Raw genomic sequence first — 13,010 nt, forward strand, 5'->3', positions numbered from 1 at the left:
CTAGCGAGCTTGTGCCGAATGGCCGTTGGCCCGAAGGCAGAGCGGAGCGGAGCGCGGAAAGGGGCTTGTCAGCCACTTTTCGGATCATCGATAAGGCGTGCGTCTTGGCGGGTGCCGCGATTCGCCTGCGCTGGTCCGTGATTCCCTTGCTCGGCGCGCTCGGTGCGGCGCCCGCCGGCGGCGGCGACGCAGCCCCGCGACCCGCAGCAAGAGAAAAACCCATTGTCATCGCGCATCGCGGCGCAAGCGGGTATTTTCCCGAGCACACGCTGGCAGCGTATGGGGCCGCGATCGACATGGGCGCCGATTTCATCGAGCCGGATCTGGTCATGACCCGAGACGGCATGCTCATTGCCCGGCACGAGAACGCGCTCGCGATCGTGGACGAAGCGACCGGCGGCGTGATCGAGACGACCACCAACGTGCACACGCTGCCGCAGTTCGCCGCGCGCCGCACCACCCGGTTGGTGGACGACAAGCGCATCACCGGCTGGTTCGCGGAGGACTTCACGCTTGCCGAGATCAGGACGCTGCGAGCGCGCGAGCGCATTCCCCGGGAACGTCCGCGCAACACCGAGCACGACGACCGTTATCCGATTCCGACGCTCCAGGAGATCATCGATCTCGCCAAGCAGCGCAGCGCCGAGCTCGGACGCGCGATCGGCATCTACCCGGAAACCAAGCACCCGAGCTATCACGCCGCGATCGGCCTGCCGTTGGAGCCGGCGCTGCTCGAAGTGCTGGCCGCCAACGGCTGGAACGACGTGCTGGCGCCGGTTTTCATTCAATCGTTCGAGACGCAGAACCTGCGCGCGCTGCGCCGCGTGACCAGCGTGCGGCTGATTCAATTGCTCGATGCCCGAGGCCGACCCTGGGATTTGCAGGCGAGCAGCGATCCTCGCACCTATGCGGACCTGGCCACGGCCGAGGGCTTGCGTGAAATCGCCCGCTATGCCGATGGCGTCGGCCCGCACAAGGCGCTCGTGATCGGACGCACGCTCGCCGGCGGCCTGGACCTGCCGAGCCAGTTCGTGCGCGACGCGCACGCCGCCGGATTACTCGTGCATCCGTGGACATTCCGCGCCGAGAACGCGTTCCTGCCGCTCGAATTCCGCCGTGGCGACGACCGTGCCGAACGCGGCGACGGGCAAGGCGAGGTCGCCGCTTTCCTGCGAACCGACATCGACGGATTCTTCACCGATCATCCCGACGTCGGTGTCGCGGCGGTCGCGGCGTTGCAAGCCCGCTGAATGCGCGTCTTGCTTCACTTTCCCATCCGTACCGCACCCAGTCACAGTCGTGGCTGTACGTCGGTATCTTGGCCGCAAATAGCCACCACCCGAGCGGGTCGGCTTCAAACTGCCTCGCCACCCCCTTCGACGTAGGCCTGTTCCTTCTTTTTGCGGATGGTTGGCAGAACCATCGCGACAAGAAGCAGGATGCTCGCGAGCATGAAGCCCGCGCTGATCGGCCGTGTGAAGAACACCATCGGGTCGCCGCGCGAAATCAGCAGCGCCCGGCGCAGGTTCTCCTCCATCAGCGGACCGAGCACGAAGCCCAGGATCAGCGGCGCCGGCGGACACTCGAGCTTCACCAGCGCGTAGCCCAATATCCCCATGATCCCGACCAGGTACAAGTCCATGGGGCTGTTGTTCACGCTGTAGTTGCCGATCGCGCAGAACATGATGATCGACGGGAATAACCACCGATACGGCACCTTCAGCAGCTGCACCCACATCCCCACCAGCGGCAGGTTCAGCACTACGAGCAGCAGGTTGCCGATCCACATGCTCGCGATCAGCCCCCAGAACAGATCCGGCTTCGAGGTCATCACCTGCGGCCCCGGGGCAATGCCCTGAATCGTCAGCGCCCCGAGCATCAGGGCCATCGTGCCGCTACCCGGAATGCCCAACGTGAGCGTCGGGATGAACGCGGTCTGCGCCGCGGCGTTGTTCGCCGCCTCGGGACCCGCAACGCCCTCGATCGCTCCCTTGCCGAAACGCGATGGATCCTTCGCGAGCTTCTTCTCGACCATGTAGCTGGAAAACGCCGAGATTGCCGGACCTGTGCCCGGAAGCGCCCCGAAGAACGCCCCTACCGCCGTGCCGCGCAGCACCGGCATCGCCGAACTCTTCAGATCCTGCCAGGTCGGCATGATGCTTGTGATCTTGCTGGCAGCCCGCGAAGAACGAGCCCAGCGCGGCAATCGCCAGCGCCGGACCCGCACGCCCGTTGCGCGCCATCTGGTAGCCGTCGATACACGTAACCACCGAGGCCGTCTCCCCCGGCAGGTTCATCAGGATCGAGGTCGTCGAGCCGCCGTACTGCGAGCCGTAGTAAATCCCCGACAGCATGATCATCGCCGGCACCGGGGCAAGATTGAAGGTGATCGGCAGCAGCATCGCGATCGTCACCAGCGGCCCCACCCCGGGCAGCACGCCGATGGCGGTGCCCACGAATACGCCGATAAAACAGTACACCAGGTTCTGCAGCGACAGCGCGACCTCGAAGCCCAGGATCAGATTACTGAACATTTCCATGGTCATTGCCACCAGAACAGAGGATAGGGAAGTCCCAGCCCGTAGATGAATACCGCCCAGGCGAAGGTGATCATCACGATCATCAGGATGATCACTTCTTTCAGGCGGAACTCATGTCCGGCCAGTGTGGAGATCGCAAACAGCACGATCAGCGAGGGAATGAAGCCGGCATGATCCATCAGCCAGCCATAGATCCAGAACGCCACCGTGATCAGCGCCAGCGGCTTCCAGCCCCAGATGCCTTCCACGCGCTCGGGAAAGCGAAAGCCGCGGATGCCCACGTACAAGCCGAATGCCACCAGAATGCCGGCCAGAACTCGCGGGAAATACCCCGGTCCCATGCGCAGCGCGCTGCCGAACGGATAGTCGAGCGCCATGTAGAAACCCGCGGCGCCCACGCCCATCATTAGCAAACCTGCCAGAAAGTCCTTGTTGTTGCGAAGCTCGACACTCATCGGCGGCTCCCGCGCGCGGATGTCGAGTGCGGTCGGCGATTTTTCATCTGTTCCTCGGTTCCTTTTGCGTTCGACAGGCTTCGTTCGCCCATTCGCTTGCGCCTAGGCGCGGCAGACGGGCAGGGAACGTCAACCCTCGGCTGGCATGGATGAAAAAGTATATTTAGCGCGGGATTGCTATCGCCCCTCCCTCTCCGAAAGGCGATGCTCCGATTGAGCGGTGTGATTTCGACTCGCATGCAGAACGGGACCCGCTTGCCTGTGAGTCAAAAGACCTGGCGCCCGGGCTCCATTCGAACCGGCAAGCAGGCTAGATGGCTACGCTTACTCGAACCTTACAGCAAGGCCGCATTCGTGCAGGGCTGTCGCCCTAGACCTCCCGCGTCAGGGAGGTGCGCAGCGTGAACGCCTAGATCGCCGCGGCGATCGCCTTGCCCAGATCCTGGGTGGTCGCGGTTCCGCCGATGTCCGGGGTGCGCGGCGCGCCGCTGCGAGGTTCGAGCGCCTTCTCGATGGTGGCGACGATATGCGCGCCGGCGTGCGGGTAGCCGAGGTGCTCGAGCATCATCGCCCCCGACCAGATCGCGCCGATCGGATTGGCGATGCCCTTGCCGGCGATGTCGGGCGCGGAACCGTGCACCGGCTCGAACAGGGAAGGATAAATGCGCTCGGCATTGATGTTGCCCGAAGGGGCAATGCCGATCGTGCCGCAGCAGGCGGGGCCGAGGTCGGAGAGGATGTCGCCGAACAGGTTGGAGGCAACCACCACGTCGAAAAAATCCGGCCGCTGCACGAAGTGCGCAGTCAGGATATCGATGTGGAACTTGTCGACGCGCACCTCCGGGTACTGCTTGGCCATCGCGCTAACGCGCTCGTCCCAGTACGGCATGGTGATCGAGATGCCGTTGGACTTGGTGGCCGAAGTCAGATGCTTCTTCGGGCGCTTCTGCGCCAGCTCGAAGGCGAACTTGAGAATCCGGTCGGTTCCCTTGCGCGTGAAAGTCGCCTGCTGCATCACCACTTCACGCTCGGTGCCTTCGAATGCGCGCCCGCCGATGGAGGAATACTCGCCCTCGGTGTTCTCGCGCACGATGAACATGTCGATGTCGCCCGGCTTGCGATCGGCCAGCGGTGAGCGGATACCCGGCATGAGCCGCGCGGGGCGAATATTCGCGTACTGGTCGAACTCGCGCCGGAACTTGATCAGCGAATCCCACAGCGACACATGGTCGGCCACGATCGCGGGCCAGCCGCAGGCGCCGAAGTACAGGCAGTCGTGGCCGCCCACGCGATCCTTCCAGTCTTTCGGCATCCAGGTGCCGAGGCTCGCGTAGTACTCGCTGCTCCAGTCGAAGTGATCGAACTCGAGCGCGAGGCCGAACTTGCGTGCCGCCGCATCGAGCACCCGCAGCCCTTCGGGCATCACCTCCTTGCCGATACCGTCGCCTGGAATGACTGCGATCCGATGCTTGCTCACGTCCGCCTCCCGGGGAATCCCTCTGCCCAAACTCGTGCATTGCTCGCGCATTGCCCGCGCGCCGCGCGATTCTACGCCAACGCCGCCGGCCGCCGGCCGCGTCAGGCGCGACGGCGGGCTTCGCCCAGGAACTCTTCCAGGATCGGACCGCTGTCGAGCACCCTGTCGTCGTCGGGGCGATGGAATTCAGGATGCCATTGCACACCCAGGACGTAGCTGCGGCCTTTCAGGCGAACGGCCTCGATGACATCGTCGGCGTTCGAGCGGGCCTCCACCACGAGGTCGCGGCCGAGCTTGCGCACGGCCTGGTGATGCAGGCTGTTGACGCACGCGCTCTGCAGCTCGGGATAAAGGCGCGCAAGCCCCGATCCGCTTTCGATGCGGACATCGTGGCAGTTGCCCTCATAGATCTCGCGGTCGCGGTGAGTGGTCTGGGGTCCGACCTGCGTGGGCAGATCCTGGTAGAGCGTGCCGCCGAGGGCCACGTTGATCAGCTGGATGCCGCGGCAGACACCGAGCACGGGCTTGCCCGCCTCGAGAAACTCGTTGAAGAGCTCGATCTCGTAGTCGTCGCGCATGCGATCGCCGGCCCATTCCGGCTGCAGCGGCTCTTCCCCGTAGCTCGCCGGGCTCAGATCGGCGCCGCCCTGCAACACCAGACCGTCGAGCTCGCGCGCGTAGTCGCGCAAGCGCATGTTGCTCCGATGCAGCACGCCGTCGCTGTTGATCGACGGAATCATCAGCACCAGGACGTCGCGCGACATCACCCAGTTCGCCATGGCCTGCTCGAGGTATTGAACCGTCTTGCGCAGCGACCCGGCCACGCCCGGGCGCGGGTGCAGGAAACGGGCGGACAAGCCGATTCGAAGCGCGCGCGCCATTTCAGTGCCCCCCGCCGCCTCCCGGCGTCTTGGCCGGCAATGGGAAATATTCGGCGACCGGGATTTCGATGATGCAGGGCTTGCGGGCGGCGAGTGCGGTGCTGACGGCGTCGCCGATCTCCTCGGGCCGGATCACGTAGAAACCGCGCGCACCGTAGACTTCGGCCAGCTTGTCGAAGCGCGGATTGGCGAGGTCGACGCCGATGTAGCGCGCACCGAAGTGGCGTTGCTGCTGCGCCTTCTCCGCCCCGTGGCAGCGGTTGTTGAGCACGATGCCCACGAGCGGAATGTCCCAGCGCACCGCCGTGTTGATCTCGCCCGAGGTGTAGAGAAAACCGCCGTCGCCCTGAATGCTGATCGCCGGCCGGTCGGGGCGGCCGAGCTGGGTGCCGAGCCCGACGCAGTAGCCCATGCCGAGCCCGCCGTGCCCGGCATAGTTGAAGAAGGTGCGCGGCTCATCGAAGCGCAGCCGATCGTATGCAAGCCCCGGTGCGATGCCCGCGTCCAGGGTGACCATGCAATCGCGCGGCAGCACCTTGTTGAGCTCCGGATACACCCGTTGCGGCATCATGAACGCTTCGCTTGCGAGCGAACCTTCGGCCTCGAGCCGGGCCTTGCGGCCGGCGGCCAGGGCCGCGAGCTCATTGGCCCAGTCCGGATTGGGCCTGGGCGCTTTCGATTCGGCGCGCAGCCGCTCGAGCAGTTGCCGCGCGAGCGTTTTCGCATCGGCCACGATGCCGACCGCGACGGGGAAGTTGCGCCCGATCTCCTGCGCATCGATATCGACCTGGATGATGCGGGTGCTGCGATCGAGCACGCTCCAGTTCCAGTGCGTCGTCGCCTGGTTGAGCCGCGTCCCCAGCGCGAGGATGACATCGGCGCGATGCATCGCCTGCGCGGCTTCCGCGGCGCCGCGGCCACCGGCAGGGCCGACGAACAGGCGATGGCTGTTCGGCACCGCGTCGTTGTGCCCGTAGGAGGGCACCAGCGCCATGTCGATCCACTCGGCCAGCGCGACCGCATCTCCCGTCGCTTCGGCATCGACCACGCCGCCGCCGGCGAGCAGCAGCGGGCGCTTGGCCGAAAGCAGCAGCTGCGCCGCGCGCTGCAGCGCTCTAGCATCCGCGGGCAGGTGCTGATCCACGGGCCGATACTGCGCGGGCGATGTAATCTCGGCCTCGATGGTCTGGTTGTCCAGCAGGTCGCGCGGGATGTCGACGAACACCGGGCCGCGCTTGCCCGTGAGCGCCGCGCGCAAGGCGTCGTGCATCATCTCGACGATGCGTTCCGCCTTGTTCACCTGCCGCGCCCATTTCGTGAACGGCCGGAAAATCTCCACCAGGTCGAACGCCTGCGCGCCGTCGCGGTAGATGTGGTCGCGCACCACGTCGCCTGCGATCACGACCACCGGCGCGCGGCCTTTCCACGCGAGCGCGATGCCGGTGGCGAGATTGATGGTGCCGGGCCCGGAAGTCGCAATGCATGCCGCCGGCTTGCCGCAGGCACGCGCATAGCCGTAGGCCATGAAGGCCGCGCCTTCCTCGTGGCGCGTGTCGACGAAGCGGATGTCGTCGCGGCCTACCAACTCGGTCACGATGCTGTTGGTGGTGGTGCCGACCACGCCGAAGGTGTATTCGACTCCCTCGGCGCGCAAGGCCTCGATCACGGCTCGTCCTGCTGGCATGGCTGGCATGTGGGCTCCTCGGTTGTGTGCGTTGTTCCTTCACTGCGTTTCATGAGTGAAACGTGAAAAGTGAAAAGGGGAAGCGGCTTACGCCGCGGGTGCTTCACTTTTCACCTTTCACCTTTCACCTTTCAGCAGCTATTGTGCGCCAGGCGAGAACACGATCCAATATGCCGCTTCACCTTCCGATCCACCACAGGGAAGAACCGACGACATGCCGATCACGCGTCTTTGCCTGGTCCGCCACGGCGAAACCGAATGGAACGCCGAAGGCCGCGTCCAGGGCCAAACCGACGTTCCATTGAGCGCCGTGGGACTCGCCCAAGCGCAGGCCGCAGCCGAGGTGCTGTACCGGCACGATTTCACGGCCATCTATTCAAGCGACCTCATCCGCGTGCGCCAGACCGCGGAGCCGAGCGTGCGCAAGCTCGCCCTGCCCTTGCAGCTCGATGCGGCGCTGCGCGAGCGCCATTTCGGCATCTTCGAGCGGCTGCTCTATACCGAGGTGCGCAGCCGCTATCCCGAGCACTACGCGCGCTTTCAGCGCAAGGACCCCGACTACGATTTCGAGACCGGCGAAAGCCTGCGCGTCTTCCACCAGCGCTCGCTGGGCGCGGTGAAGTCGATCGCCGAGCGCCACGTCGGCGAGCAGGTTCTCGTTTTCACCCACGGCGGCGTGCTCGAAATGGTGTATCGGCATGCGCGCGCGCTGGGGTTTTCGGCGCCGCGCGATTTCGGCATACCCAATTGCGGCGTCAACTGGGTCGAGATCACGACCGGCGGCTGGGATGTGCAGTGCTGGGCGGACATCGGGCACTTGAGTGCGTGCGACAGCGTGGACGACGGGGGGCGATAATCACCGCTTGTCGCCGACCGAAATCAAGCCCGCACGCACCGCTACCTGCAGGTTCGCCTCGGGCTCGCGCTGGTAGCTGACGCGAAACGTGAGCGGCTTGACGTTCGGTTGCGTCTGATACGCCTCGGCCAGCGCCCGCTGCGCTTCCTTGTCGAAGAGCGAGTGCGGCTTGGTGAAACGGCCGTACAGCGTGACGTCGAAGTGCTTCGCCAGCCGACTGTACTCGATGCCCGTTTCGTCCTGCACGATGCTCGGTGCATGCCCGAGCAGCGCATCGCGCACGACGCTGAAGCGCGCGCTCTGCAATAGGTGCGAGGCGGCCTTCAACACCGTGCGATTCGCCGCCATGCGCTCGATCCAGACCCGCAGCTCGGGACGCGCGTTCAAGGAAGCATCGGCGAGATTCATGCGCACGTAATCGAGCTCGACCTTGCGCCCGTTCTTGTCCAGCATGATGCGCACCGAGCTCCAGGTAGCGGGATCCGAGCGCGACCCCGGATGCGGCTCGAGCCCCGCGCCGGCGGCGTTCACGCGCACCGGTTCGACCGACACGATGCGGTAGCCCGCGCGCGCGGCAAAGGCGATCAGCCGCCCGGTGGTGCCGGCACGCAGCCCCGGCCTCTTCGCTTCCTCGTCCAGATCGAGCGTGCGGAAAAAACCCATGGACGCGAACTGCTGCCACGACTCGCCGAAGCGGCCGAGAAAATCGGCCAGATCGGCGGCGTTCGCGCGCGCAAGCGCGGGCGGCGCCTCGGCGCGCTGCAGGGCGACCAGCACGTAGCGATTCGCTTCCGGATACAACCGCTGCACGGTGGCGAAATCCGGCCCGGCGAAAGGATAGAACACGGTGGCGCCCTTGGCGGGCGGCAATTCGGCGTGCGCCCATTGCTGCATCGGCGTGCCGATGCGCCGTTCGTACGCGTTCCAGCGTGCCGTGGCTGCCCGGGCATAGTCGCGCAATTCGCTTGCGGTCAGATCGAGCGACGGCGGCACCTCGGTTTGCAGCCCGGCGAGAATGCGCGCCGTCGTATCGGGATCCAGGGAGGCAGCGATACCGGGTGCCGGCCATGCCAGCGCGAGAGCGCACATCATGGCGACCAGGCGGCTGCGATGGCGCGCTCGGCGCCTGTCCCGCGGCCGTTCGCACGCATGCAGGGGCGTGCAGCGCGTGCTGCGGCGGGTGAGTGGGTTCGTTGTCGGAACAGTGGATGTCGAGCCGGTCACACGAACGGTCAAACGGCACTCCTTGGTAGCGTCCTGAGTCAGAAGTTCGTCACCCCCGCGAACGCGGGGGTCCAGGCGGAGTCTCGTTCTGGATTCCCGCTTGCGCGGGAATGACGAATTGCAACGAATTTACGATTCTACCGGCCCCGAGCTTTGGACGTGCAATCGCAATCGGCGGTGTAAGCTTACGCGCCCGTCCGCTTGGCGGACAGCCGCTTGGTTCGCCTGGCGGACGGCCCGCTCGGGCCACCGGGCGGACAGCCGCTTGCCCACCGAGGCGCGCATCAGCTGCATTTTCCGCGAGCAGGAGTTTCCAGCATGGCCATGCATTCGCACACATCCCTGCGCCGGCAACGAGGCGCCGCCACCGGGCTGGTGCTGCTCATCGTCGTCGTCGCCGCGCTGCTTTGGTGGTTCCAGCCGTGGGAAGGAATGCGGCTGCCGGGCTCGGCGCCCGAGGCCGTGCCCCGGCCCGTCATCGCGCGCGGCACGCTGGCTGAAGACGAGCAGAACAACATCGCCGTATTCAAGACCGTGTCGCCCTCGGTGGTGCACATCACCACGCTCGGTCTGCAACGCGGATTCTTCTCGCTCGACGTGATGCAGGTGCCGCGCGGGACCGGCACCGGGTTCATGTGGGACGAGGCGGGCCATATCGTCACCAACTTCCATGTCATCGAGGGCGCGAGCGGCGCGCGCGTGACCTTGCAGGATCAATCCACCTGGGATGCGGCGCTGGTGGGCGCATTCCCGGACCGCGATCTCGCCGTGCTGCGCATCGGCGCGCCGAAGGACAGGATCAAGCCGATCATGCTCGGCGCGAGCCGCGATCTCGTGGTCGGGCAGAAGGTCTATGCCATCGGCAATCCATTCGGGCTGGACCAGACGCTCACCACCGGGATCGTGAGCGCGCTCGAGCGCGAGATCGAGGCGGTCACCAAGCGCACGATCCGCGGCGTGATCCAGACCGACGCAGCGATCAATCCCGGCAACTCGGGCGGCCCGCTGCTCGATTCCGCCGGGCGCTTGATCGGCGTCAACACCGCGATCTACAGCCCCTCTGGCGCTTCGGCCGGAATCGGCTTTGCGATCCCCGTGGACGAAGTGAACCGCATCGTTCCACGCCTCATCAGCGAAGGCAAGTTCGTGCGCCCGACGATCGGCATCCAGGCTGCGCCGCCCGCGCTGCAGCAGGCGCTGAAGCTGCCGGAAGGCGTGGCGGTCGCCGGCGTTCTGCCCGGCAGCCCCGCCGAGAAGGCCGGGCTCAAACCGTTCATGCGTGCGCGCGACGGCAATGTGGTCCTGGGCGACATCATCGTCGCGTTCGACGCCAAGCCCGTAATGACCCTGGACGATCTGCTGGAGCTGCTCGAGCGCCATCAGCCGGGCGATACGGTCACGCTCACCATCGTGCGCGGCCAGGAGAAGATCGAACAGAAGGTCACGCTTTCCGTCGGACAATAGAGGGCACGGCGGGAGCAAGACGTTGCAGGCCGCGTGCTACGATGATCGGAGAGGGAAGCGTCGTGTCCCCGTGTCCGTATCGAACTGTCGTCCGATACGCAATGATCCCTAAGGAGGCGCCATGAAGACCCAGACCAACGGCATCGAAACGCATTACACCATCGACGGCGACGGCCCCTGGCTGGTGTTCAGCCATTCGCTCGCGTGCAACGTTGCCATGTGGGCGCCGCAGGTGGCGGAGTTCTCCAAGCGCTACAAGGTGCTGTGCTACGACACGCGCGGGCACGGGCAAAGCAGCGCCCCGGGCGGGGCTTACACGCTGGACCAGCTGGCCGACGACGCCAAGGCGCTGCTCGATGCGCTCGGCATCCGCAGCTGCCATTGGGTGGGCCTGTCGATGGGCGGGATGATCGGCCAGACCTTCGCCCTGAAATATCCCGGCATCTTCAAGACCATGACCCTGGCCGACACGACCAGCAGCTATCCGCCAGATGCGGCGCCGACGTGGCAGGCACGGATCAAGACCGCCAGCGAAAACGGGATGGAACCGATCACCCAGCCCACGCTCGAGCGCTGGTTCACCGAGCCGTTCCGCAAGAGCGGGCCGAAGATCGTGTCCGACATCGCGCAAGCGATCCGCGCCACGCCGGTCGCGGGATTCGTCGGCTGCTGTCACGCCATTCCGCAAATCAATCTCACCTCGCGCCTGCGCGAGATCAAGTCGCCCACGCTGGTGATCGTCGGTGACCAGGATCCCGGCACGCCGCCCGCGATGGCGCGCGAGATCCACGACAACCTGCCCGGCTCGGAGCTGGCCGTGATTCCATCGGCGGCGCATCTTTCCAATCTGGAGCAGCCGCAGGCGTTCAATTCGGCCTTGGCGACATTCCTGCAGCGCAACGCCTAGCTAGCGAGCTTCCGATAAGTGCTTTACAGCTCGCTCCCTCACCCACAACCCCTCCCTTGCAGGGCGCGCATCGGCATGCAGGCCGATGCCGTTCGGCCGGCACGGACCATGGTCCGTGAATTCCCGGCCTCACCCCGAAGGGAGAGGGGAGCGCATTGCGGAAAGCGGCTTGCCAGCCACTTTCCGGATTCTCAATAAGGCGCATGGCGACCAGGGGGCGCAAGACGGCCGGCGCGCGGGCGCGCAAGGCGGCCGTGGCGCGCAGCCGCAGCGAAGCGCCGGTCGGCATCGTCGGGCTCGGCATCATGGGCGGCGGCATGGCGCAGGCGCTGCTCGGCGCCGGTCGCGCAGTGGTGGGTTACGACCCGGATCGCGCCGCGCGGACCCGCTTGCAACGAGCCGGTGGCCGGGCGCTGGCGACCGCCACTGCGGTCGCGCAGCAAGCCGACGTGGTCATCACTTCGCTCGCGACGGTGGCCGCGCTCGACGATGTGGTGGCAAAGCTCGCCGCCGCACGCCGCCCGTCGGGGCGCGCGCCGCTCGTCGTCGTCGAATCGAGCACGCTGCCGCTTGCCGACAAGGACCGCGCCCACGATCGGCTCGCGCGCGCCGGCGCGATCGCCATGGATTGCCCGATCAGCGGCACTGCGGTGCGCTTGCAGGAGCGCGCCTGGACGATCTACGCGAGCGGCCCCAGGAGCGCGTACCGGCGGGTGCGGCCGATTTTCTCAGTATTCACCGACAACGCGCCCTACGTCGGCCGCTTCGGCCACGGCACGCGCATGAAGTTCGTTGCCAATCACCTGGTCGCGATCCTCAACGTTGCGACGGCCGAATCGCTCACCTATGCACGCCGGCTCGGGCTCGATCCAGAGCTCGTGCACAAGCTGGTGGCGACGAGCCCGATCATCGGCACCGGCGTCTACCGCCTGCGCGGGCGTTTCATGGTGGACCGGAGTTATCGGCCGGCAACGATGAAGGTCGAAGTGTGGCAGAAGGACATGCAGGTGATCGGCGACATGGCGCGCGCGGTGGGCGCGCCGGTGCCGCTTTTCAGCAACTGTGCGGCGCTCTATAACGCGGCGATGGCGCTGGGCCTCGCGCAATCCGATTCGGCATCGGTGTGCGAGGTGTTCGATGCGATGACGGGAGGCGGCACGCGAGGTTGGCGCATCAGGGGAAGGTCGAAGTCGATGCGAGGTTGACCTTGAGTTTTCGGCGGACTACCTTGGGCTTTCGACGGACTACCTTGGGCTTTCGGCGGACTACCTTGGGCTTTCGGCGGACTACCTTGGGCTTTCGGCGGACTACCTTGGGCTTTCGGCGGACTACCTTGGGCTTTCGGCGGACTACCTTGGGCTTTCGGCGGACCACCCCGTCCGCGACACTGTCGCGTCCCGCCCCTCCTCGTCGAGGAGGGGAATGCTTTATTCTCCCCGCCTCTCACGAGGCGGGGTGGCGCGAAGCGCCGGGGTGGTGTGGTTTCCCCTCTTCTCACGAGGCGGGGTGTCACGAAGTGACG

10 protein-coding genes and 1 pseudogene are annotated in these 13,010 nt (G+C 66.0%); 5 read left to right on the top strand and 6 right to left on the bottom strand.

The window, feature by feature from the left end; all coding sequences use genetic code 11:
- The first annotated feature begins 86 nt into the window (after positions 1–86).
- Positions 87–1,250, top strand: coding sequence for a glycerophosphodiester phosphodiesterase (locus tag GEV05_12660; GenBank protein MPZ44232.1), 1,164 nt, complete (start codon positions 87–89; stop codon positions 1,248–1,250).
- Positions 1,251–1,354: 104 nt separating this feature from the next.
- Here GEV05_12660 and GEV05_12665 read toward each other — a convergent pair.
- The 5 genes and pseudogenes from GEV05_12665 to GEV05_12685 form a co-directional block, all read right to left on the bottom strand.
- A pseudogene (locus GEV05_12665) lies at positions 1,355–2,540 on the bottom strand (hypothetical protein).
- A gap of 2 nt (positions 2,541–2,542) precedes the next feature.
- Positions 2,543–2,995 (bottom strand): tripartite tricarboxylate transporter TctB family protein, encoded by a 453-nt coding sequence (locus GEV05_12670; protein ID MPZ44233.1) that lies wholly within the window; start codon positions 2,993–2,995, stop codon positions 2,543–2,545.
- 409 nt (positions 2,996–3,404) lie between these two features.
- On the bottom strand, positions 3,405–4,523 hold the full coding sequence (locus GEV05_12675) for a tartrate dehydrogenase (GenBank protein MPZ44234.1): 1,119 nt from the start codon (positions 4,521–4,523) through the stop codon (positions 3,405–3,407).
- Positions 4,524–4,573: 50 nt separating this feature from the next.
- Positions 4,574–5,353 carry a gamma-glutamyl-gamma-aminobutyrate hydrolase family protein gene (locus GEV05_12680; GenBank protein ID MPZ44235.1) on the bottom strand — a complete coding sequence of 260 codons (780 nt, stop codon included), beginning with the start codon at positions 5,351–5,353 and terminating at the stop codon, positions 4,574–4,576.
- A 1-nt stretch (position 5,354) separates the two neighbouring features.
- On the bottom strand, positions 5,355–7,046 hold the full coding sequence (locus tag GEV05_12685; GenBank protein ID MPZ44236.1) for a thiamine pyrophosphate-binding protein: 1,692 nt from the start codon (positions 7,044–7,046) through the stop codon (positions 5,355–5,357).
- A gap of 205 nt (positions 7,047–7,251) precedes the next feature.
- Here GEV05_12685 and GEV05_12690 point away from each other — a divergent pair, with 205 nt between their 5' ends.
- On the top strand, positions 7,252–7,893 hold the full coding sequence (locus GEV05_12690) for a histidine phosphatase family protein (GenBank protein MPZ44237.1): 642 nt from the start codon (positions 7,252–7,254) through the stop codon (positions 7,891–7,893).
- On the opposite strand, the gene GEV05_12695 is transcribed toward GEV05_12690, so the two are convergent.
- Positions 7,894–8,985, bottom strand: a complete 1,092-nt coding sequence (locus GEV05_12695) for a hypothetical protein (GenBank protein MPZ44238.1) — start codon at positions 8,983–8,985, stop codon at positions 7,894–7,896.
- A gap of 456 nt (positions 8,986–9,441) precedes the next feature.
- Here GEV05_12695 and GEV05_12700 point away from each other — a divergent pair, with 456 nt between their 5' ends.
- From GEV05_12700 to GEV05_12710, 3 genes are all read left to right on the top strand, one after another.
- Positions 9,442–10,581: a PDZ domain-containing protein gene (locus GEV05_12700; GenBank protein MPZ44239.1), complete on the top strand. Its 1,140-nt coding sequence runs from the start codon at positions 9,442–9,444 to the stop codon at positions 10,579–10,581.
- Between the two features lie 121 nt (positions 10,582–10,702).
- On the top strand, positions 10,703–11,488 hold the full coding sequence (pcaD, locus tag GEV05_12705; protein MPZ44240.1) for a 3-oxoadipate enol-lactonase: 786 nt from the start codon (positions 10,703–10,705) through the stop codon (positions 11,486–11,488).
- 203 nt (positions 11,489–11,691) lie between these two features.
- Positions 11,692–12,693: an NAD-binding protein gene (locus GEV05_12710; GenBank protein ID MPZ44241.1), complete on the top strand. Its 1,002-nt coding sequence runs from the start codon at positions 11,692–11,694 to the stop codon at positions 12,691–12,693.
- Positions 12,694–13,010 lie beyond the last annotated feature (317 nt).

The organism is Betaproteobacteria bacterium, from assembly GCA_009377585.1.
In the GTDB taxonomy this organism is placed as follows: Bacteria; Pseudomonadota; Gammaproteobacteria; order Burkholderiales; family WYBJ01; genus WYBJ01.

Bases quoted from the DNA above. Each gene is read 5' to 3' on its own strand.
- GEV05_12670 (MPZ44233.1), bottom strand. From the start codon at position 2,995: ATGAGTGTCGAGCTTCGCAACAACAAGGACTTTCTGGCAGGTTTGCTA.
- GEV05_12675 (MPZ44234.1), bottom strand. From the start codon at position 4,523: ATGCGCGAGCAATGCACGAGTTTGGGCAGAGGGATTCCCCGGGAGGCG.
- GEV05_12680 (MPZ44235.1), bottom strand. From the start codon at position 5,353: ATGGCGCGCGCGCTTCGAATCGGCTTGTCCGCCCGTTTCCTGCACCCG.
- GEV05_12685 (MPZ44236.1), bottom strand. From the start codon at position 7,046: ATGCCAGCCATGCCAGCAGGACGAGCCGTGATCGAGGCCTTGCGCGCC.
- GEV05_12690 (MPZ44237.1), top strand. From the start codon at position 7,252: ATGCCGATCACGCGTCTTTGCCTGGTCCGCCACGGCGAAACCGAATGG.
- GEV05_12695 (MPZ44238.1), bottom strand. From the start codon at position 8,985: ATGATGTGCGCTCTCGCGCTGGCATGGCCGGCACCCGGTATCGCTGCC.
- GEV05_12700 (MPZ44239.1), top strand. From the start codon at position 9,442: ATGCATTCGCACACATCCCTGCGCCGGCAACGAGGCGCCGCCACCGGG.
- pcaD (MPZ44240.1), top strand. From the start codon at position 10,703: ATGAAGACCCAGACCAACGGCATCGAAACGCATTACACCATCGACGGC.
- GEV05_12710 (MPZ44241.1), top strand. From the start codon at position 11,692: ATGGCGACCAGGGGGCGCAAGACGGCCGGCGCGCGGGCGCGCAAGGCG.